This window comes from Haloplanus vescus, from assembly GCF_900107665.1.
Lineage (GTDB): Archaea > Halobacteriota > Halobacteria > Halobacteriales > Haloferacaceae > Haloplanus > Haloplanus vescus.
The window spans coordinates 1,363,966-1,382,687 of record NZ_FNQT01000001.1 but is presented as its reverse complement, the minus strand read 5'-3'; the positions used below and the strand labels follow the sequence as shown (position 1 = coordinate 1,382,687).

The following is an 18,722-nucleotide window of genomic DNA, read 5'->3' as shown; positions in this document are numbered from 1 at the left end:
CTGCACCCCGCTCGGTACCCGGCCCGCGAGCGTGTGAACGGAGCCCCGGCTACGCATCGCCGAAGGCGGCGCCGTGGGGGAACGGCGCCGAGCACCGAGGTGCCAGTGGGGTGTGCCGGGCGCGCGGGTGGGGAGGATGGGAACTGAAGCCGGTAGTGCGCGCCCGGTCCAACACTTACTAGCCCCTGACTTAAACATGCGTCAGACAAGGGTCTGCCGTCGAGCGATCAGGGTCGTCGACAAGGCTCTTTGTGTCCCCGAACCGAGAGGTGGGTATGACGTGGGCCGACCTCTTCGCGCGCGCCGACTGCTACGACAGCACTGAGGCGGACGTGACAGACGCACTCGACCAGCACCGAGCCGATGCCGACTGAGCCGTCGCCCGCCCGCGTGACCGCGGACGCCGACGTTCTCGTGGCGGACCTCCTCATCGGCGGCGCCTCGCGGGCCGCGCTCGACCACGTCCGCGAGCACTCGTGGATGACTCTCGTCGCCAGCACGCCGTTGCTCGACGACGCCGCCGCCGTCGTCCGAACGCTCGCGGACGACGAGCTGGCGCAGGCGTGGCGCGACCGAATCGAACCCGAGTGCGAACTCGTCTCGCATCCGGCCGAGGACCACCCGGCGCTCGCGTCGGCCTACCGCGGCGGCGCGATGCATCTCCTGACGCTCGACGAGTCGCTCCAGTCGGCGTCGGCGGGCGCGGCCCTCCGGGGCAGAGTCGAGACCAGTCCTCGCCATCCCAGCGCGTTCGACACGCTGTTCGACGCCGAGAGTCTGTATCGAGAGGTCGTCGGTGGAGAGTATCCGGGCCCGGACCGCGACCCGCGGGCGTGACTTCGCTACAGGCCGCCCAGTCGCCCGCCGAACTGCCAGTACGTCACCGCCGGCGACAGCGCCAGCAAGACGCCGAGTCCGACCGTCGTCCCTGCCGTCCGCCAGTCAAGCGCCGTGCCGAGCGTCCGGTATCGCCACGACTGGAGGGACACGAACGCCCCGCCGATCAGTAGGCCGCCGACGGCGGCGCCGGAGGGCACCACGAAGCCACTCGGAAGCGGGAGCCCCGCCAGTTCCGCCCCGACGAGCACGCTTCCAACGCACGCGGACGCGAGGCCGTAGCCGAAGCCGACAGCGACGTGGTGGACGGCGACGCCAGTTCTGGACGTGTCGCCAACGGCCGCCTCGGGCGAGGCGTAGCCGGCGCTGTCAAGCCACACGAGTGGGAGCGTCCCGACAGCGACGACTACCGCGTACGGGGCGCCGTTGGCGACGGCGAGGATGGAGAGTGCCACCGCGATGAGGTACGCCTCGGCGAGCGATAGGGGGCCCGCCGCGACTGCGGGGACGACGAGTAGGGCCGTCGCCGCGAGGGCGAACACGAACAGGGGGACCGACAGGGGTGCCGACCGCTCCGCGAGTCGGTGGAGGGGCATACGTAGCCGTTGTCACAGCGACTGCAAGTGCCTTTGGCCGCTATCGCGTCGCGTACCACTCGGCGAACTGTTCGAGCGCCCGGCCGCGGTGGGAGACGGCGTTTTTCTCGGCGGCGCTCATCTCCGCGAACGTCGTCCCGTCGTGTTCGAAGACCGGGTCGTAGCCGAAGCCGCCGTCGCCGCGCGGTTCGACGATGCGGCCTCTGACGACGCCGCTGAACAGTTTGACGGGGAGGGCGTCGTCTTGCTCCTCCCGGTCGTCGGTCGCCGCGGCGGCGGCGCGGTCCGCACGGTCGACCGGGTCGGGACTGGCGTCGAAGGCGTCGCCGTCGCAGTACGCGAGCACGCAGCGGAACTCGGCGCGGGCGGGGTCGGCGGCGTCGCGGGCGAGGTGGCCGACGCGTTCCATCCCCAACGTCTCCTCGGCGTAGGCGGAGTAGGGGCCGGGGAAGCCGTCGAGGGCGTCGACGAACAGGCCGGCGTCGTCGACGAGGGCGGGTTCGCCGGCGTGGCGGTAGGCCTCGCGGGCGCCGCGGGCGGCGATGGGTTCGAGGTCGGGCGCCTGAATCTCGGTGTAGTCGAAGTCGAGTTGTGACACCTCGCTGTCGAGGTAATCGCGGGCCTCGCGGACCTTCCCCGCGTTGGTCGTGACGTACCGGAGCATAGCGGGCGTGGGGTCGGTCGGGGCAAAGAGGCGTCGGTCCGGCGGCGATTTCCCGTCGTGTCACTCCTCGTCGGCAAACAGCAAGCTTATCACCGCCAGGGGGCGAAAATCCTCCAAGATTACTCTCAATGGCAACGGAAACACATCAGCAACCGGAGGTGAACATCGGTCTCGTTGGCCACGTCGATCACGGCAAGACGACGTTGGTGCAGGCCCTCAGCGGGTCGTGGACGGACCAGCACTCCGAGGAGATGAAACGCGGCATCTCCATCCGACTCGGGTACGCGGACGCGACGTTCCGTAAGTGCCCCGGGGTCGACGAACCGGAAGCGTTCACTGTCGACGAAACCTGTGCCGACGGGTCCGAGAGCGAACCGCTTCGGACGGTGTCCTTCGTCGACGCCCCGGGTCACGAGACGCTGATGGCGACGATGCTCGCGGGTGCGGCGCTCATGGACGGTGCGGTACTGGTCGTGAGCGCCACGGACCCGGTGCCGCAGGCTCAGACCGAAGAACACCTGATGGCCCTCGACATCGTCGGCGTCGAGAACATCGTCATCGCCCAGAACAAAATCGACCTCGTCGACCGCGAGCGGGCGATGGAGAACTACGAGGAAATCGAATCCTTCGTCGAGGGGACCGTCGCCGAGGACGCCCCCATCGTCCCGGTCAGCGCCCAGCAGGAAGTGAACATGGACCTCCTCATCGGCGCCATCGAGGAGGAGATTCCGACGCCGGACCGCGACGAGACGAAGCCGGCACAGATGTTCGCGGCCCGCAGTTTCGACATCAACCGTCCCGGCACGACGTGGGAGGATCTCAACGGCGGCGTCGTCGGCGGCAGTCTCGTCGACGGGACGCTCGAAGTCGGCGACGAAATCGAACTCCGTCCCGGCCGCGAAATCGACGAGGAGGGCCAGACCGAGTGGCGCCCGATTACGACCGAGGTTCGCTCGCTACAGGCGGGCGGCCAGACCGTCGACGTGGCTCGGCCCGGCGGCCTCCTCGGCGTCGGGACCGGTCTCGACCCCGCGCTCACGAAGGGTGACGCGCTGGCGGGACAGGTCGCGGGCGAGCCCGGAACGCTCCCGCCGACCTACGAGTCCTTCGAGATGGACGTGGAACTGCTCGACCGCGTTGTCGGCGAGGACGAGGAGGAAATCGAAGACATCTCGACGGGTGAGCCGCTGATGCTCACCATCGGCACCGCGACGACGGTCGGTGCCGTGACCAGCGCCCGGTCCGGCGAGTGTGAAGTATCGCTGAAGCGCCCGGTCTGTGCGGAAGCGGGCGCCCAAATCGCCATCAATCGCCGCGTCGGCGCGCGCTGGCGACTCATCGGCATCGGCACGCTCAAGTGACACGTGATTCGCCAGCTGTCGCCGTGGACACCAGCGCACTCATGATGCCGGTCGAGTGCGACGTTCGCGTGTTCGACGAACTCGACCGTCTGCTCGGTCTGAACGAGGTCGACCTCGTGACGCCGCGAGCGGTGCTCGCGGAGCTGGACCGTCTGGCGTCGGGTGCTGGCGAAGAAGCGACCGCGGCCAGCGTCGGTCGGGACCTGGCCGAGCGGTGTCGCGTGGTGGAGACGGACGCATCGTACGCCGACGACGCCCTCGTCGAACTCGCGGAGCGAGACGACTGCGCGTACGTCGTGACGAATGACCGCCCCTTGCGTGACCGCCTGCTCGAACGCGGCGTTCGGGTAATCGGTTTAAGGGGTCGGAACAAACTGAACATAACACAACCTTAGCATGTACAAACGGGTACGACTCAAAGACACGGTCGAAGTGCCGCCGCGGCACCTCGCCGACGTGACGCCCGAGCGGGTGAAGCGCCTGCTCCAGGACAAGCTCGAAGGACGAATGGACGAGGAGGTGGGCAGCATCGTGAGCGTGACTAACGTCCACGACATCGGCGACGGCGCCGTCTTGCCCAACCGCCCCGGGGTCTACTACGAGGCCGAATTCGACGCCATCACCTTCGATCCACAGATGCAGGAGGTCGTCGACGGGACGGTCGTCGAAGTCGTCGAGTTCGGGGCGTTCGTCGGGATCGGTCCCGTCGACGGCCTGCTCCACGTCTCACAGATCTCCGACGAATATCTCGCCTACGACGGCGAGAACCAGCAGCTCGCCTCGACGGAGACGAACCGCACCCTCGGCGTCGGTGACGAGATTCGGGTGCGTATCGTCACCAAGAGCATCGACGAGCGCAACCCCCGTGACAGCAAGATTGGGCTGACGGCCAAACAGCCCGGCCTCGGCAAGCACGGGTGGCTCGAAGCGGAGCGCCAAGAGCGCGAGGCACAGATGGAGGGTAACTGATGGCCGAGGACCGCCTCGCCTGCCGTGAGTGTCACTTCATCAACGACCCCGACACGCAGACCTGCGCCAGTTGCGGGTCGTCGAGTCTCACGGAGGACTGGGCGGGCTACGTCATCATTACCCACCCGGAACAGTCCGAAGTCGCCGAGGAGATGAACGTCTCCGAACCCGGCGGCTACGCGCTCAAGGTCCGCTGACCGTGCTCGAACTCCCCGACGACCTCCGGGGTGCGTTCAAGGAGCCGTTCGGCCCTCTTTTCACCGACGCCGAGCGCCTGCTCGACGCCGATGGCGCCGGCCGCCCACTCGTCGCCGTCGGCGACGTCGTCACCGCGCACCTCTACGCCACCGACCACCCGCCGGACGTGGCGCTCATCGACGGTCACACCGAGCGCGAACGCGTCGACGACTCGGTCGCGAAACGGCTGCCCGACCCAGATATCGAGGTGTCGAACCCGCCGGCGACGCTCTCCAGCGACCTCATCGACGCGCTGCTCGACGCACTCGACCGCGAGGCGCCGACGGTCATCGGCGTCGACGGCGAGGAGGACTTGGCGGCGCTGCCGGCCATCCTCGCGACGCCCCGCGGCGGCGCCGTCGTCTACGGCCAACCCGGCGAGGGGATGGTGCTCGTCCCCGTCACCGAGGAGACGCAGGCCCGCGCCCGTGACCTCCTCGGGCGAATGACCGGCGACACCGACGCCGTGCTTGCCCGTCTCGACACCCGCTAGAGCGCTGTCGCACGCTTCGTAATCCTTTTGTCCAGTTCGGGACCACGTATAGGTAACTGAACGATGGACATCGATATTATCGAGGAAGACGAGAACCCCATGTTGCACCGGACGGACGTTAGATTCCAGATTACGCACGAAGAGGAGACCCCCTCGCGGCTCTCCGTTCGTGACAGTCTCGCGGCCAAGCTCAACAAGGACTCTGCGGAAGTCGTCGTTCGCGAACTCGACACGAAGTTCGGGATGCGAAAGACCATCGGCTTCGCCAAGGTCTACGAGAGCCCCGACCACGCCCGCGACGTGGAGCAGGACCACATGCTCGACCGGAACAAGATTAGCCCGGACGGCGAGGAGGCCGACGAGGCCGACGCCGAAGCGGAAGAAGCGTAGACGTGACGCCGCCCGCTGACCACGCGGTGTCGTGTGGTCAGCTCGTGACCACCCGCGCACAGCGACTGCCATGACCGTCCGCGTGCTCGGCATCGAGGGCACCGCGTGGGCGGCCAGCGCCGCCGTCTTCGAGTACGACCCCGCGGACCCCGCGCCGCTCGACGCCAACCCACCCTTTATCGAAACCGACGCCTACCAGCCCGAGAGCGGCGGCATTCACCCGCGCGAGGCCGCCGAACACATGGGCGAGGCCATCCCCAAAGTCGTCGAGGCGGCTCTCGACGCCGCCGACGGCCCCATCGACGCCGTCGCCTTCTCCCGCGGCCCCGGACTCGGCCCCTGCTTGCGCATCGTCGGCACCGCGGCCCGCGCCCTCGCGGGGACGCTGGACGTGCCCCTCGTCGGCGTCAACCACATGGTCGCCCACCTCGAAATCGGGCGCCACGGCTCCGGCTTCGACGCGCCCGTCTGCCTGAACGCCAGCGGCGCCAACGCCCATCTCCTCGGCTTCCACGACGGCCGGTATCGTGTCCTCGGCGAGACGATGGACACCGGCGTCGGCAATGCTATCGACAAGTTCACCCGACACGTCGGCTGGTCTCACCCCGGCGGCCCCAAGGTGGAGGAGGCGGCGGCCGACGGCGAGTACGTCGACCTGCCCTACGTCGTCAAGGGGATGGACTTCTCTTTCTCCGGCCTGATGAGCGCCGCCAAAGACGAATACGACGCGGGGACACCCGTCGAGGACGTCTGCTTCTCGCTCCAGGAGACGATTTTCGCCATGCTGGCCGAGGTGGCCGAACGCGCCCTCTCGCTGACCGGCGCGGACGAGCTCGTCCTCGGCGGCGGCGTGGGGCAAAACGCCCGCCTGCGCGAGATGCTGGAATCGATGTGTGCCGAGCGCGGCGCCGAGTTCTACGCGCCCGACGCCCGCTACCTCCGAGACAACGCGGGGATGATAGCCGTCCTCGGCGCCAAGATGTTCGTCGCGGGCGAGCGACTCCCAATCGAGGACTCCGCCATCGACCCGAACTTCCGCCCCGACGAAGTCGACGTGACGTGGCGGACGGGCGAACCCACCGTCTCCTTCGACCCGTCAGCGGCGCCCGCCAGACGCGGCGCCGAGGCCGTCGTCAGCGTCGAACGCACCGCGGACGGGGCGCCGGACCGAATCGTCAAGCGCCGCGTCCCGAAGTCTTACCGTCACCCCGAACTCGACGCCCGCCTGCGCCGAGAGCGCACCGTCGCGGAGGCGCGACTCACCAGCGAGGCGCGGCGGCAGGGCGTGCCGACACCCGTCGTTCGCGACGTGGACGTGCCAGAGGCGACGCTCACCTTCGACGCCGTCGGCGACTGTGACCTCGGGGCGGCGCTCTCGCCCGAGACGGCGCGCACCGTCGGCGAGCATCTCGCGACGCTCCATCAGGCGGGCCTCGTCCACGGCGACCCCACGGTGCGGAACGTCCGCGTCGGCGAGCGCTGCTATCTCATCGACTTCGGCCTCGGCTACCACAGCGGGCACGTCGAGGACCACGCGATGGACTGTCACGTCTTCGGCGGGAGCGTCCGCGGGACGGTGTCGGCCGCGGACGCTGACGCCCTCCTCGACGCCTTCGAGGACGGCTACGCGGCGGTCGGCGACGAATCCGTCCTGACGCGACTGCGGAAAATCGAGGGTCGCGGGCGCTACACCTAGAGCGTCGCGTCGGCGACCAGTCTCGCCCACGCCGACCAGTAGCGTCGCCACGCGTCGACACACTGCTCGACGGCGGGAGCCTCGTCGCGAGAGCGTCGCCGTTCGTCGACGACGGCTTGGCACTCGGGACAGCGCAGTCGTCGACTGTTGCCGAGCGTTCGAACTGCCCAGTCGCCGTCGACTGGGCTGGCGTGGCCACACTCCGGACAGAACAGGGTCGCCTTGCGCGGGCGGGCGTCGACGCTCGCGGGCGACGGGGCCGTGTGGGGGGCCATTACCGTTACTTTGCCGCGCGAGCGGGATAACGCTGGCGTTGAGGTCTGAATCGGTCGATAATGAACGATACGGGGTGTGTCGATATCGCCATCGACGGTCGTCTCTCGCTCCGAGCCGAAACGATTTATCCCGGGAGACCGTACGTCTCGCGCATGGTAGACAAGCCGCAATCCGGATCGATTCTCGGCATCCCCTACAACTTCGAGCGCCCGAGTCTCGGGCGTCTCGTCTCGTCGCACTGGAAGCCGGGCGACGGCATGGTCGTGGAGAAGCCCTTCGGCATCGGCTACTCGCTGAACATGGCCAACTGGCGGTCCTGGATCGTTGTCATCGTCGCCGCCGTCCTGCTCTGGCAGGAGCGCGGTGGCGAGAGCGACACCGACATCGACGACGCCGACGACGAGCCGGTGGAAGTGATCGTCGACGACTAGTGTCGGAGTACGCCTTCGAACTCGCGTTGTGCGCACAGCTGGAGCGAACCCGTGAGTGGATACTGGGTCGCCAGCTCGGGGCGTCGGTCGCCGACCCCGGCGCGCGCGTCGTCGACGTCTGCGGCGTCGTCCCCGGCCCCGAGTTCGACCGCCGGGCCGCCATCACGAGTCGGACCATCCCGCCCCGCGCCGTCGAGAGCGACGTGGGCCCCGGACGCGCCGTCGACCCCACCGAGGCCTTCGACTGCTCCCCCGGCGTCGCCGCCCGCGTCACCGACCGCGCCGTCGACGTGGGCTTCTTCGAGACGGAGCATCGAGGCAGTCGCCGGCACGTCCGCGCGACGACGCGCTACCCCGACTGGGTTGGCCACCTCGTCGGCATCGAGAACAAACCGGACCTCGACCGGCCGGGCGACCTCCAGTGGCAGTTGCGCCGCGACGTGTCGCTCGGCCTCTTCGACACCGTGATTCTCGCGACCGAGAGCTACGTGACCGGCGCGCACCTGAACCGCATCCCCGACGCGGTCGGCGTCTGGCGGTTCGACCCCGAGACGGACGACCTGACCGTCGTCCGGGAGCCGACGCCAATCGACACCGGAGCACCGGGCGTCGAACCTCTCGACGAGCGTCCGCTCCGGACGGACGTTGCCGTCGCTTCGACGGCCGCGAAGGCGCGCAAGCGACGCGCTATCGCCGAGCGAGCCTACGGCAAGGGATGGCGCCCCGACGAGTTTCCGGGGTGTGCGGCGATGGACCCGACCGATGATGGCCGCCCCTACTGCACCGCGTTCGACGCCGTGGTTGACCCCGGGAGCGACTGTGGGTCGTCGTGTCCGCACTTCGAGGCCGCCGAAGCGCCGAGTGTCGACACCGCGGCGCTGCGCGACGCGCGGACGCCGTGGGTCGCCGACCCGGCGGGCGTGGCGCGTCGGCAGGCAGGGCTGGACCGCTTCACCTAACTTTCGCTACTGCGGTCGTGAGCGCGACCAGAAGGCCGAGCGCGACACCGAAGAGCGCGGCCCGGCGCGGGGCCGGCGTGCCGTACGCGAGCACCGAGACGGCGACCCAGACAAAGGCACCCGAGAGCCCGCTGGCGGCGCCGCGTCCGAGCGTCGAGACGACGGTCATGTGCGTTCCTCCGCCGCCGAGGGGTAAAGGTCGTACTGCTCGCCGTCGACGGCGAGTGGCTCCGCGAAGGCCTCCTCGGCGGGGTAGTAGTGAGCGAGGTGGACCAGCCGCGTTCGGTCGGCGCCGAGTTCCGAAGCGAGGGCGAGTGCCCCCTCCCGGGTCATGTGTTTCGTCCCGAACGTCCGCGGGACGCCGCTCTCGTCGTAATGGGCCCCTCCCTGCGGATGGTGTTCGGCCGACGACGCGGGGACGATGGCGTCCGCGAGCAACAGGTCGGGGTCGGCAAGTGCCGCCCGTGACTCCTCGGGGATATCGTAGCTGGTGTCGCCCGTGATGGAACACTTCGCGCCCGTCTCCGGGTCGGTGACGACGACGCCGTAACACAGGAGCGGCGGGTGGTCGACGGGGACGAACTGCACGTCGAGGCCGCAGACGCGAAACGTGTCGTGTGGCGTCTGCTCGTGGACCGACACCCGGTCGAGGTAGTCGTACTTCCGTCGGACGGTGTCGGCGACGCTCTCGTCGGTCACGGGGTCGACCACGTCCGCGGCGTGGACTGGCAGGTGGTCGAAGACGCGGTAGGCGTTCCCGAGGCCGTCGAGGTGGTCGAAGTGAATGTGCGTCACCAGCGCGGCGTCGGGGAGTGACACGTCCTGCGTGAGAAACTGGTGGCGGAAGTCGGGGCTGCAGTCGACGAGGAGCGATTCGCCCGTCCGCTCGTTCTCGATGTGGACGGAGAACCGCGAGCGCTCGACGCCACGGTCACGTGCCCCCTCGCAGGTGGCACAGTCACAGCCGACCGTCGGCGTCCCGGTCGTATCACCCGTTCCGAGTAGCGTCACCCGCATTCGCCCGGGGGTTGCGCCCGGGCGCTCTTAGTGGTCGTGGTTCGGTATTGGCCGACCTCAATCGTCCGCCGTCGCCCCCGCGTGACCGAGTGCGTTCGCCTCGGGGTCGCCCCCTGCCAACGAGTCGTCCGCGCTCCCGTGGCCCAGTCCGCGGGCGGAGTTGGCGACCACCAGCAGACTGCTCGTCGCCATCGCCACCGCCGCGACGAGCGGGTTGAGGACGCCGAGGGCGGCGGCGGGCACCGCGAGCGCGTTGTAACAGAACGCCCAGCCGAGGTTCTCGCGGACCCGGCGATTGGTCGCCGCGGTCAGGTCGAACACCTCGGGGACGGTGGTCAGGTCGTCCGTCGTCACCACGGCGTCGGCGGCGTCGGCCGCGAGGCGCGTCCCGCTCTCCAGAGAGATACCTAGGTCGGCGGCCGCCAGCGCCGGCGCGTCGTTGCTCCCGTCGCCGACCATCACCGTCGTGCCGTCCTCGCGGAGGCGCTCGACGACTTCGGCTTTCGCCTCGGGCGGGACGCCGGTGAACACGTCGTCCACGTCGGGGTGCTCGCGGAAGCGCGCGGCGGTCCCGTCGGTGTCCGCCTCGCCGCCGTCGCCGGTGATGACGACGACGCGAGCCACGTCCTCGGCCACCGAACTGACGACGCGCTCCCATTCCGGACGGGGCTGGTCGCCCGCGACGACGACGCCGCGCACGCTCCCCTCCCAGCCGACGTACGCGGGGACGTTCCCAGCCTCGACCGCTCGCTCGTAGCGTTCGCGGTAGGTGTCTGGAATCTCGCCGTCCTCGAACAGCGCCGCGCGCCCGACGGTCACGCGCTCACCGTCGACGACGCCGCTCACGCCGCGGCCGGGGTGGCGCTCGAAGCCGTCGACGCGTCGGTCGGGGGCGTCCACCCCCTCGACCACCGCTCGGGCCATCGGGTGGTCAGCGAACGACTCGACGGCCGCGGCGCGCGCCAGTGCCTCGTCGGAGCCGACGGCGTCGTGGAGGGACATCTCGCCCGTCGTCAGCGTCCCCGTCTTGTCGAAGGCGAGAATCTCCGCCTCGGGCGCGCGCTCGAACACGTCGCCGTCGGTGACGACGATTCCCGCATCGAGCGCCTCCCGGACGCCCGCCGAGACGGCGAGCGGCGTCGCCAGTCCCAGCGCGCAGGGACAGGAGACGACGAGCACCGCCAACCCGGTCAGGACGGCGTCGCTCGGCGCCGCGCCGAGGGCGAGGTGGACGGCCACAGCGCCGAGAGCGAGGAGGACGACGACGGGGACGAACACGGCGGCGAGGCGGTCGGCGAGTCGCTGGACGCCGGGGCGCGAACTGCGGACGCGCCAGAGGTGGGTGACGAGACGGTCAAGCGTGCTCGTCGCGCCTTCGTCGGCTTCGACGACGAGGCCGCCAGCGGTGACGAGGCCGCCGCCGATAACCTCGTCGCCCACCTCGCGCCGGACGGGCACCGATTCGCCCGTCACGAGCGACTCGTCGACGGCGGCGGTCCCTTCGACCACCGTTCCATCGACCGGGAGTCGGTCGCCCGCGCCGACGACGAGTTCGTCGCCGGCCGTCACCTCCTCTACGTCGACCACTTCCTCGCCGTCCGCGGTGCGCCGGCGGGCGTGGCTCACCCGACTCTCCGTGAGCTCCGTCAACTGCCCCGCGGCCCGCGCTTTCAGGCGCGTCTCGTAGTAGCCGCCCAGCGTCACCACCAGCACGACCACCGTCGTGATGTCGAAGTACACCTCCGTGCCGCCGAGGAGGAGCGTCGCCGTGCTGTAGACGTAGGCGGTGCCCGCCGCGAGCGCCACCAGCAGGTCCATGTTCGGCTGGCCGGCGCGGAGGCTGACGTACGCCCCTCGGAGAATCGGGTAGCCGGTGTAGCCGAGGACGACGCTCGTCATCACCCACACGTTCCAGAGGAGGTACTGGCCGGCGACGCCGGTCACGTCGAGCAACAGCGCGTCGAATCCGAGGTAGGTCGGATAGAGGAAGAGGACGTACCACGCCATCGTCATCATGCCGAAGAAGCCGCCGATGACGAGGCGGCCCACCGTCTCCGTCGTGTCGTCCTCGCCCGATTCGTCCACGGGCCGCGCGCGGTAGCCGGCGCCGTCGAGCAAGGCCGGCAGGTCGTCTTCGTCGCGACGCTCGGGGTCGTAGACGACGCGGACGAGGTTCGAGGGGTACGACGCTTCGGCGTCGACGACGCCCTCGTGGCCCGTCGCGCGCGCTTCGAGGAACGCCTCGCAGGTGGCACAGTGCATGCCGTCGACGGCGACGAAGGCCGCCTCGGTGTCGGCTGGGTCCGCGGACTCGTCGTCGTCGCCGAGCGCCGAGCGCACGTCGTCCGGGCCGTCGACCGACGCGGCGTCCACGTCGTCGAGGGTGCGCGCCACCTCCAGACACCCCCGACAGCAGAAGGTGCCCGCCACGTCGTCGTCGCTCACCGGCGGGTCGGGCGTCGGCAGGTCACAGAGCGTGCAGGTCATAGTGGCTGGTAGACGGGAATCGGCGGGTGGGGGAGGGGGACGCCGAACAGCGCCAACCCTCGCGCCAGCGGCAGGTAGCCCAGCGCGAGAAAGCAGACGCCGAGCGCCCGGTGGAGGCCCACGCGCGTCCCCGCATCGAGCGATTGGAAGACGGTGCCGTACGCGAGGAGGGTCGGGACGGTGCCGAGGCCGAGGACGGCCAGCGAGAGCGCCCCGCGCAGCGGCGACCCGACGGCGAGCGCGTAGAGGAAGGCGGGGTAGAGCAGGGGACAGGGCATGAGTCCGTGGAGCGCGCCGAGGGCGACGATGCGCGGCCCGCCGACCCACTCGTCGACGCGGTCGGTCAGGGCGCCGTACACCCGCGAGAAGACGCTGCCGACGACGGGGAGCGACCGGCCGCGGACCGACCCGCGGACGAGGTAGCCGGCGCCCGTACAGACGATGACGCTCCCGACGACGACGCCGGTGACCGCGCGCACGTCTGTCGCGACGGCGGCCACGGCGGCGGCGTCGAAGAGGGCGGCGCCGAGCGCTCCCATCAGGCCGCCGACGAGGGTGTAACTCGCCGTCCGCCCGGCGTTGAACAGGAGGTGCTGGCGGACGTCGTGCCAGTCAAGGTGGTCGCGGCCCCCCTCCGCACCGAGGCGGTCGGCGTACAGCGTCACGAGCGGGCCACACATCCCGAGACAGTGCGCCCCGCCGAGGACGCCGATGGCGAGGAAGACGACCAGTCCCGCGTCGTCGGCGGGAGCGAACGCGCCGGCGAGTGGGTGCATCCTACGCGGCGCTGGCCTTGGCCGTCGACTCGCTGGGCATGAACATCGCAGTCACGCTCCCCGCGATGAGGACGACGTTGACGAGCGCCACGGCGACGATGAGGTCGACCGAGAGCGCGTACACTGCCACCGGAAGCAACGCCAAGAGCCCGACGAGTGGGACGCGGTGTACGGAAACCATACTGGCGCGTCGGCGGGCCGTGCTAATAACTACCCCCGCTATTCCAACGATTCGAAAATCGCCGACCCGTATTATAAGCCCAAAGTAGCGAGGTGGGTGATATGGTGGTAGCTGACGGTAACGACCGACGAATCGTGACGCGGCGTCCGGACCGCGTCGGGAGGCCGTACCCATGACCGGCGACGACGAACCGTGGGTCACGCGCCGGACGGCGCTCCGGACCGCCGCCGGCAGCGTCGCCGCGGGGGTGGTCGGCGCCGGAACCGCGACTGCACAGGGCGGCGTCGACTACGGCGGTTGGTTCGGCGGTAGCACCGGCGGCGAGACGGCGACGTTCGACGGCACCGTCGACCGCACGGGCGAAGACGCCATCACCGTCGACGTCGGGGCGGAAGGCAACGGCGGGTCGTACGCCTTCTCGCCCACCGCCGTCCGCGTCGACCCCGGCACGACGATAACCTTCGAGTGGGTGTCGGACACGCACAACGTCCTCATCGAAGACCAGCCCTCGGACGCGGACTGGGGCGGTGTCGAGAGCATCGAGAACTCCGGATTCAGCCACGAGCACACCTTCGAAACCGAGGGCGTCTACAAGTACTACTGTCAGCCGCATCTCGCACTCGGGATGAAAGGCGCCGTCGTCGTCGGCGGGAGCGGTGGAACCGCCGGCGGCGGTGGTGGCGGCAGTGGCAGCGAAAGCGGTGGTGGCGGCGAATCGGCCGGCGGCAGTTCACCCGCTCTCACCTTCGCCTTCCAACTGCTCGGCGGCGCCGTCGCCGCGGCCATCGCCGTCGTCCTCGGCGTCACGGCGTGGGTGTTCCTCAACTACGACGAGGTCACGACCGGCGACGAATCCGAGTCGATGGCCGCGCGGACGCCCACCGAGTCGGTGTTCGAGTCCGGCGTCGTCCGCGACCTCGGCCACGACGACTACGACCCGTACGGGACGGCAACGCTCATCGCCATCTACCTGGGCATCATCAGCCTGCTCTGGGTGTTCATGTACTTCGTCGAGTTCCTCGGCGGAGGACCGACGGTGATCGGCTAACTGGAGGTGTCAGACATGGAAATTCATCGCTACGAGAAAATCTGGACGGTCGTTGCACTGCTGCTCATCGTCGCGTTCATCGGGACGGTGACCTACGGTGCGGTCGGCGCGGGCGTGAAGATGGTTGACGACTCCGGCGGCACGGTCGACCCCGGGTCGCTCGGCGATACCGAGTTTGCGGACCCCGGCGTGACACAGGTCGGTGAGGACTCCTACGAAGTGCACGTCGTCGCGCGGCAGTTCCTCTTCCAGCCCGGCACCAGCGAGCCGATTCGCGTCCCGGCGAACTCTGAAGTGACGTTCTACATCACGAGCGCGGACGTGATCCACGGCTTCGAACTCGCGGGCACCAACGTCAACACCATGGCGATTCCCGGACAGGTCGCCAAGGTCACCGTTCGCTTCGACGAGCCCGCCGAATACGGCATCGTCTGTCACGAGTACTGCGGTGGCGGCCATCACACGATGGCTGGCCAACTCGTCGTCGTCCCCGAGGACGAGTACAATTCGGAGGGTAGCTAAATGGCATACGTCGACGACTTCCCGACTGACGCACGAATCGTTCGCTGGAACATGGGCGTGGCTTTCCTCGCCCTCGGTATCGGCGGCTTGCTCGGCATGGTGCAGGCCCTGCATCGCACGGGCTACTTCCGTGGCTTCGTCAGTTCGACGGACTACTACACCGTGCTGACGACTCACGGCGTGCTCCTCGCACTCGTGTTCACGACCTTCGCACTCTGTGGCTTGTTCACGTGGGGCGTGACTCGAAGCCTCGACAGGCCGCTCCCGAACCCGACGTTCTCGATGGCGTGGTTCGGGCTGATGCTACTGGGCTCGCTCGTCACCGCCGTCACCATCCTCGGCGGGTTCGTCGAGTCGATTCCGCTGAGCGCGGACGTGCTCTACACGTTCTACGCGCCGATGCAGGCACACCCGGCCTTCTACGTCGGCCTCGTGCTCTTCATCGTCGGCTCGTGGCTCGCGGGCGTCGATTGGTTCCGAACCTACTGGCAGTGGCGGGCAGATAACCCCGACGAGCGCATCCCACTGCAGACGTTCATGGTGCTGACGACCATGCTCATGTGGTACATCTCGTCGGCTGGCGTCGCCATCGAGGTCATCTTCTTCCTCCTGCCGTGGTCGCTCGGCCTGATTCAGCAGGTCGACCCCCTGCTCACGCGGACGCTGTTCTGGTACTTCGGCCACCCGGTCGTCTACTTCTGGCTCATGCCAGCGTACTTCATCTGGTACACCGTGTTGCCGAAGCTCTCCGGCGGTCGGCTGTTCAGCGACCCGCTCGCGCGCGTCGTGTTCGTCCTCTTCCTCCTGCTCTCGACGCCGGTCGGCTTCCACCACCAGTACGTCGACCCCGGCATCCCCGAGGGCTTCAAGTTCATCGCGATGACGAACACGATGTTCCTCCTCCTGCCCAGCCTGCTCACCGCCTTCACCGTCGTCGCGAGCATGGAACACGGGGCCAGACAGCGCGGCGGCGAGGGCCGCCTCGGCTGGCTCCGAAAACTCCCGTGGGACGAACCCGCCTTTGCCGGCTGTGCCCTCGCCGGCCTCATGTTCGCCGCCGGCGGCTTCTCCGGCATGATAAACGCGGGCATGAACATCAACTACCTCATCCACAACACGCTGTGGGTGCCGGGGCACTTCCACCTCACCGTCGGCACCGCATCGGCGCTGACGTTCATGGCCGCGGGCTACTGGCTGTTCCCGCAGATTACGGGCAAGCGCCTGCGCTTCAAGTCGCTCGCGACGATTCAGCCCTACCTCTGGTTCGTCGGCATGACGCTCATGTCGAACGCCATGCACCGCGCCGGCCTCGCGAGCGTGCCCCGACGTACCGCCGAACCGCAGTACGACGCCGTCTCGTTCGAGGGCGTCGTCGGCGGCATCAGCGAGATGCGCCTCCAGATCGCCATCGGCGGCACGCTCCTCTTCCTGGCGCTCGTCCTCTTCCTGATCGTCATCTTCGGGACGTGGTTCTCGGGACGGAGTGCCGACCCCATCCAGGTCAGCAGCGCCATTCCCGCCCCGCTCTCCGGACCGGAACACAGCCCGAAGATTCTGGACAACCTGAAGCTCTGGACGGCCGTCGCCATCCTGTTGATCGTGCTCGCCTACGGGCTACCGCTGTGGGCGATGGCCAGCGACGGACTCCTGGCGCCGGGCACGCCGCCGATTCCGATCTAAGCCGTGTCCGCCCCGTCCGATTCCAGCGACGACGGTGATGCCGTCGACGCCAATACAGCCGACTCAGCGGACTCCGGCGGCCTCTCGAAGCGAACGCTCGTTCGTATCCTCGTCGGGTTCGCGCTCGGCGTCCCGCTGGCCGTCGAGGGGGCCACGTTCTTCGAACTGTTCCGCCGCCAGCTCACCGGCGCCGACGAAGGAGACGGCGGTGGCGGCACGTCGACGGCGACTGAGGCTCCGGACTCGGCCATCGATGTCGGTGATGACGTCCTCGAAGCGACCGACCGCCCCGAGACGCTCCGCTCCGCAATTCTCCGCGAGGAGTCGGGCGACCGCTGGCCGCTCTCGCTCACCGTTGAGGTGGAAAACACCGGCGAGACCGACTACGAGTTCCAACTCCTCGCCGTCCACCTCGACGACGGCCGCAGCGTCAGCGGACGCACCAGCACCGACCGCCTCGCCCCCGGCGAGTCCCGCACGATAACTGCCGAGTGGTCCATCCCGGCTGGGTCGACGCCTCGGGCCGTCGATGCGGTGGCACTGGTCTACGGCGACGACGGCGTCGAGACGGTCGAGCGCCAGGTCGAACTGGCGAAGATTCCGGTTCGCGGCAGCTGAGTGGGCGCACACGGCGGCGTCTTTTCTCACGATCTTAGCCGACGCTCCGCGCTTGAATCACATCTTTCCCCGACGCGCGGCTCTCGGCGACGACGAGTGGCTACGCGTCTCCGTCCCGTCGGAGCGACATCGGTGCGAGTTCGGCTCTCCTCCCGGCCCTGCTGTCGCTCATAGAGGGGTGAAAGAACGTTGAACCTCGAAAGAGAACTCCGCGCCGCTCAGTACCGCGAGGGCATGTACGCCATGCCCAGCAGCAGGATGGCCGTGGCGAAACTCACGATGGAGACGCCCCACAGGCCGTTGGTGTGCTCGTGGTACGTGTCTATCTCCTCGGTCTGCTCCTGATACACCCCGTAGTCGCTCTCGAGGACGAGCGTCGAGTTGTCGGGGAAGTACGCGAAGTACTGCTGGCCGCTGAGCGTGACGTTCGCTTCGTTACCCACGTCGACGGTGTTGGTCCGCGGTGCCGTCCACGAAAGCGTCGCGCCCGAACTCGTCACGTCGGACACGGTGGTCGCGTTGCCCTGATACTGGAGCGTGTCGCCCTCGCTGTACTGGGTCGACGACGGTGCTGGGAAGTACTCGCTCGCCGGCGTCAGCGACCGACTCCCGTTCGACTCGCGGACGACGTACTCCGTGCCGTTCACGGTGACCGTCTCGTCCTCGACCGCCGGGTCGTCCTGCAGGATTGCGCTCCGGTTGATTTCCTCGACCAACTCGAAGGACGACGGGTCGTCACTATCCTCGACCACGACGCGGTAGGAGTCGCCCTGATACGTGACGGCACTGTCGTGGTCCCACGTTTGAGTGTGGCGGGCCGAGTCGTTCGTCCACGACACCTGTCCCGAGCGAGTGACGCTCGGAGCGCCCCCGTGACCGCCGCCACCCGACATCTCGGCCGAAATCGACGAAACCGTGTACTGTTGGCCGTCGACCGAGAACTGGTCGCCCTCGCTGAGCCGGTGATCGGGGTTCTCGAACCCAATCGTCGGCGCACTGGCCGTCGCGATCACCGAGTACGACGCCGCGCCGAGCACGATGAAGAACGCGACGTAAATGGCCGCAGCGCGTCGTTGCATGCCCCGATTTTAGTCCACCCGGCGTATAATGATTACTAACTCACTGTATCGACTCGCCCCACCTCACTCGTCGATGGCGTCGACGAGTTGGAGCGCTTGCCGCAGATGAAAGCGCGCCTGCCGCGAGTCCGCGCTTTCGAGTGCGTCTCGCAGTTGCCGTTCCATGGCGGCAGTCGTATCCATCATCTCGGCGCCCTCTCGGTCCGTCCGGGATCCGGAACTCATAGTTGTCAATCCTCCTGCATCCCTCATAGGTATCGGCTCCTTACTGGGGTTCAATCGCACCCTTCGAACGTTCGAACAGCCATAGAACCGGGTACAACTCGGGAGCGACCCACGGATTTCGCCGCCGAAACTCCGTTTCCAGACTTAAATTACCGGGGCAGTCGTCACCGTCTCACACTC

The 18,722-nt window shown here is 68.6% G+C and carries 24 protein-coding genes; 14 read left to right on the top strand and 10 right to left on the bottom strand.

The annotated features are described in order from the left end of the window. Positions 1-363 precede the first annotated feature (363 nt). Positions 364-837, top strand: a complete 474-nt coding sequence (locus BLU18_RS07440; RefSeq protein WP_092633457.1) for a DUF7384 family protein — start codon at positions 364-366, stop codon at positions 835-837. 5 nt (positions 838-842) lie between these two features. On the opposite strand, the gene BLU18_RS07435 is transcribed toward BLU18_RS07440, so the two are convergent. Next, positions 843-1,433, bottom strand: a complete 591-nt coding sequence (locus BLU18_RS07435) for a hypothetical protein (RefSeq protein ID WP_092633456.1) — start codon at positions 1,431-1,433, stop codon at positions 843-845. A gap of 40 nt (positions 1,434-1,473) precedes the next feature. Continuing rightward, the gene (locus BLU18_RS07430; protein WP_092633455.1) at positions 1,474-2,097 is read right to left on the bottom strand and encodes a non-canonical purine NTP pyrophosphatase; all 624 of its coding nucleotides are present in this window, start codon (positions 2,095-2,097) and stop codon (positions 1,474-1,476) included. 128 nt (positions 2,098-2,225) lie between these two features. On the opposite strand from BLU18_RS07430, the gene BLU18_RS07425 reads away from it, so the two are divergent. The 7 genes from BLU18_RS07425 to BLU18_RS07395 all read left to right on the top strand — a co-directional run bounded on the left by BLU18_RS07425 (position 2,226) and on the right by BLU18_RS07395 (position 7,243). After that, positions 2,226-3,458 (top strand): translation initiation factor IF-2 subunit gamma, encoded by a 1,233-nt coding sequence (locus BLU18_RS07425; protein WP_092633454.1) that lies wholly within the window; start codon positions 2,226-2,228, stop codon positions 3,456-3,458. A gap of 23 nt (positions 3,459-3,481) precedes the next feature. Then, entirely contained in the window at positions 3,482-3,853 is a 372-nt protein-coding gene (locus tag BLU18_RS07420) for a PIN domain-containing protein (RefSeq protein ID WP_176791198.1), read from the top strand. Position 3,854: 1 nt separating this feature from the next. Next, the gene (locus tag BLU18_RS07415; protein ID WP_092633452.1) at positions 3,855-4,427 is read left to right on the top strand and encodes a DNA-directed RNA polymerase; all 573 of its coding nucleotides are present in this window, start codon (positions 3,855-3,857) and stop codon (positions 4,425-4,427) included. Next, positions 4,427-4,624, top strand: a complete 198-nt coding sequence (gene spt4, locus BLU18_RS07410; RefSeq protein WP_092633451.1) for a transcription elongation factor subunit Spt4 — start codon at positions 4,427-4,429, stop codon at positions 4,622-4,624. The genes BLU18_RS07415 and spt4 overlap by 1 nt, the downstream gene beginning before the upstream one ends. 2 nt (positions 4,625-4,626) lie before the next feature. Then, positions 4,627-5,157 (top strand): GTP-dependent dephospho-CoA kinase family protein, encoded by a 531-nt coding sequence (locus BLU18_RS07405; protein ID WP_092633450.1) that lies wholly within the window; start codon positions 4,627-4,629, stop codon positions 5,155-5,157. A 63-nt stretch (positions 5,158-5,220) separates the two neighbouring features. Further along, a complete protein-coding gene (locus tag BLU18_RS07400; protein WP_092633449.1) occupies positions 5,221-5,547 on the top strand; it encodes a 30S ribosomal protein S24e in 327 nt (108 codons plus the stop codon). Between the two features lie 70 nt (positions 5,548-5,617). Next, positions 5,618-7,243, top strand: coding sequence for a bifunctional N(6)-L-threonylcarbamoyladenine synthase/serine/threonine protein kinase (locus tag BLU18_RS07395; RefSeq protein ID WP_092633448.1), 1,626 nt, complete (start codon positions 5,618-5,620; stop codon positions 7,241-7,243). Here the strand turns inward: BLU18_RS07395 and BLU18_RS07390 are convergent. Then, on the bottom strand, positions 7,240-7,518 hold the full coding sequence (locus BLU18_RS07390) for a DUF8106 domain-containing protein (RefSeq protein ID WP_092633446.1): 279 nt from the start codon (positions 7,516-7,518) through the stop codon (positions 7,240-7,242). The two genes, BLU18_RS07395 and BLU18_RS07390, sit on opposite strands and share 4 nt — an antisense overlap. Before the next feature lie 153 nt (positions 7,519-7,671). On the opposite strand from BLU18_RS07390, the gene BLU18_RS07385 reads away from it, so the two are divergent. Both BLU18_RS07385 and BLU18_RS07380 read left to right on the top strand, forming a co-directional pair. Next, positions 7,672-7,950, top strand: a complete 279-nt coding sequence (locus BLU18_RS07385) for a DUF5808 domain-containing protein (RefSeq protein ID WP_092633657.1) — start codon at positions 7,672-7,674, stop codon at positions 7,948-7,950. Further along, a complete protein-coding gene (locus BLU18_RS07380; RefSeq protein WP_092633444.1) occupies positions 7,950-8,909 on the top strand; it encodes a DUF5787 family protein in 960 nt (319 codons plus the stop codon). The genes BLU18_RS07385 and BLU18_RS07380 overlap by 1 nt, the downstream gene beginning before the upstream one ends. Here BLU18_RS07380 and BLU18_RS14835 read toward each other — a convergent pair. The 5 genes from BLU18_RS14835 to BLU18_RS07360 are packed head-to-tail and all read right to left on the bottom strand — an operon-like array spanning position 8,902 to position 13,370. Continuing rightward, positions 8,902-9,078, bottom strand: a complete 177-nt coding sequence (locus tag BLU18_RS14835; RefSeq protein ID WP_176791197.1) for a hypothetical protein — start codon at positions 9,076-9,078, stop codon at positions 8,902-8,904. The two genes, BLU18_RS07380 and BLU18_RS14835, sit on opposite strands and share 8 nt — an antisense overlap. Next, positions 9,075-9,926: an MBL fold metallo-hydrolase gene (locus BLU18_RS07375; RefSeq protein ID WP_092633442.1), complete on the bottom strand. Its 852-nt coding sequence runs from the start codon at positions 9,924-9,926 to the stop codon at positions 9,075-9,077. The genes BLU18_RS14835 and BLU18_RS07375 overlap by 4 nt, the downstream gene beginning before the upstream one ends. Before the next feature lie 57 nt (positions 9,927-9,983). Next, positions 9,984-12,413 (bottom strand): heavy metal translocating P-type ATPase, encoded by a 2,430-nt coding sequence (locus tag BLU18_RS07370; RefSeq protein ID WP_092633440.1) that lies wholly within the window; start codon positions 12,411-12,413, stop codon positions 9,984-9,986. Then, positions 12,410-13,189 carry a sulfite exporter TauE/SafE family protein gene (locus tag BLU18_RS07365; protein ID WP_092633438.1) on the bottom strand — a complete coding sequence of 260 codons (780 nt, stop codon included), beginning with the start codon at positions 13,187-13,189 and terminating at the stop codon, positions 12,410-12,412. Before BLU18_RS07365 ends, BLU18_RS07370 begins: the two co-directional genes overlap by 4 nt. A gap of 1 nt (position 13,190) precedes the next feature. Beyond that, complete coding sequence (locus BLU18_RS07360; protein ID WP_092633436.1) at positions 13,191-13,370, bottom strand: DUF8131 family protein; 180 nt, start codon at positions 13,368-13,370, stop codon at positions 13,191-13,193. 172 nt (positions 13,371-13,542) lie between these two features. Between BLU18_RS07360 and BLU18_RS07355 the strand changes: the two genes are divergently transcribed. The 4 genes from BLU18_RS07355 to BLU18_RS07345 are packed head-to-tail and all read left to right on the top strand — an operon-like array spanning position 13,543 to position 17,238. Beyond that, positions 13,543-14,418, top strand: coding sequence for a halocyanin domain-containing protein (locus BLU18_RS07355; protein ID WP_092633433.1), 876 nt, complete (start codon positions 13,543-13,545; stop codon positions 14,416-14,418). Between the two features lie 15 nt (positions 14,419-14,433). Next, on the top strand, positions 14,434-14,940 hold the full coding sequence (locus BLU18_RS14830; protein ID WP_176791196.1) for a cytochrome c oxidase subunit II: 507 nt from the start codon (positions 14,434-14,436) through the stop codon (positions 14,938-14,940). Further along, a complete protein-coding gene (locus BLU18_RS07350) occupies positions 14,941-16,620 on the top strand; it encodes a b(o/a)3-type cytochrome-c oxidase subunit 1 (RefSeq protein WP_176791195.1) in 1,680 nt (559 codons plus the stop codon). 3 nt (positions 16,621-16,623) lie between these two features. Next, positions 16,624-17,238 (top strand): hypothetical protein, encoded by a 615-nt coding sequence (locus tag BLU18_RS07345; RefSeq protein ID WP_092633431.1) that lies wholly within the window; start codon positions 16,624-16,626, stop codon positions 17,236-17,238. Between the two features lie 218 nt (positions 17,239-17,456). Here the strand turns inward: BLU18_RS07345 and BLU18_RS07340 are convergent, their stop codons facing one another. After that, entirely contained in the window at positions 17,457-18,317 is an 861-nt protein-coding gene (locus BLU18_RS07340) for a hypothetical protein (RefSeq protein WP_092633429.1), read from the bottom strand. Positions 18,318-18,380: 63 nt separating this feature from the next. After that, complete coding sequence (locus BLU18_RS14825; protein WP_176791194.1) at positions 18,381-18,542, bottom strand: hypothetical protein; 162 nt, start codon at positions 18,540-18,542, stop codon at positions 18,381-18,383. Positions 18,543-18,722: the final 180 nt, after the last annotated feature.

What these genes read in the sequence shown, in the direction of transcription:
- BLU18_RS14830 (WP_176791196.1), top strand. Translation starts at nt 14,434, where the DNA reads ATGGAAATTCATCGCTACGAGAAAATCTGGACGGTCGTTGCACTGCTG.
- BLU18_RS07355 (WP_092633433.1), top strand. Translation starts at nt 13,543, where the DNA reads ATGACCGGCGACGACGAACCGTGGGTCACGCGCCGGACGGCGCTCCGG.
- BLU18_RS14825 (WP_176791194.1), bottom strand. Translation starts at nt 18,542, where the DNA reads ATGAGTTCCGGATCCCGGACGGACCGAGAGGGCGCCGAGATGATGGAT.
- BLU18_RS07390 (WP_092633446.1), bottom strand. Translation starts at nt 7,518, where the DNA reads ATGGCCCCCCACACGGCCCCGTCGCCCGCGAGCGTCGACGCCCGCCCG.
- BLU18_RS07365 (WP_092633438.1), bottom strand. Translation starts at nt 13,189, where the DNA reads ATGCACCCACTCGCCGGCGCGTTCGCTCCCGCCGACGACGCGGGACTG.
- BLU18_RS07400 (WP_092633449.1), top strand. Translation starts at nt 5,221, where the DNA reads ATGGACATCGATATTATCGAGGAAGACGAGAACCCCATGTTGCACCGG.
- BLU18_RS07435 (WP_092633456.1), bottom strand. Translation starts at nt 1,433, where the DNA reads ATGCCCCTCCACCGACTCGCGGAGCGGTCGGCACCCCTGTCGGTCCCC.
- BLU18_RS07430 (WP_092633455.1), bottom strand. Translation starts at nt 2,097, where the DNA reads ATGCTCCGGTACGTCACGACCAACGCGGGGAAGGTCCGCGAGGCCCGC.
- BLU18_RS07385 (WP_092633657.1), top strand. Translation starts at nt 7,672, where the DNA reads ATGGTAGACAAGCCGCAATCCGGATCGATTCTCGGCATCCCCTACAAC.
- BLU18_RS07375 (WP_092633442.1), bottom strand. Translation starts at nt 9,926, where the DNA reads ATGCGGGTGACGCTACTCGGAACGGGTGATACGACCGGGACGCCGACG.
- BLU18_RS07440 (WP_092633457.1), top strand. Translation starts at nt 364, where the DNA reads ATGCCGACTGAGCCGTCGCCCGCCCGCGTGACCGCGGACGCCGACGTT.
- spt4 (WP_092633451.1), top strand. Translation starts at nt 4,427, where the DNA reads ATGGCCGAGGACCGCCTCGCCTGCCGTGAGTGTCACTTCATCAACGAC.
- BLU18_RS07350 (WP_176791195.1), top strand. Translation starts at nt 14,941, where the DNA reads ATGGCATACGTCGACGACTTCCCGACTGACGCACGAATCGTTCGCTGG.
- BLU18_RS07395 (WP_092633448.1), top strand. Translation starts at nt 5,618, where the DNA reads ATGACCGTCCGCGTGCTCGGCATCGAGGGCACCGCGTGGGCGGCCAGC.
- BLU18_RS07370 (WP_092633440.1), bottom strand. Translation starts at nt 12,413, where the DNA reads ATGACCTGCACGCTCTGTGACCTGCCGACGCCCGACCCGCCGGTGAGC.
- BLU18_RS07360 (WP_092633436.1), bottom strand. Translation starts at nt 13,370, where the DNA reads ATGGTTTCCGTACACCGCGTCCCACTCGTCGGGCTCTTGGCGTTGCTT.
- BLU18_RS14835 (WP_176791197.1), bottom strand. Translation starts at nt 9,078, where the DNA reads ATGACCGTCGTCTCGACGCTCGGACGCGGCGCCGCCAGCGGGCTCTCG.
- BLU18_RS07425 (WP_092633454.1), top strand. Translation starts at nt 2,226, where the DNA reads ATGGCAACGGAAACACATCAGCAACCGGAGGTGAACATCGGTCTCGTT.
- BLU18_RS07415 (WP_092633452.1), top strand. Translation starts at nt 3,855, where the DNA reads ATGTACAAACGGGTACGACTCAAAGACACGGTCGAAGTGCCGCCGCGG.
- BLU18_RS07340 (WP_092633429.1), bottom strand. Translation starts at nt 18,317, where the DNA reads ATGCAACGACGCGCTGCGGCCATTTACGTCGCGTTCTTCATCGTGCTC.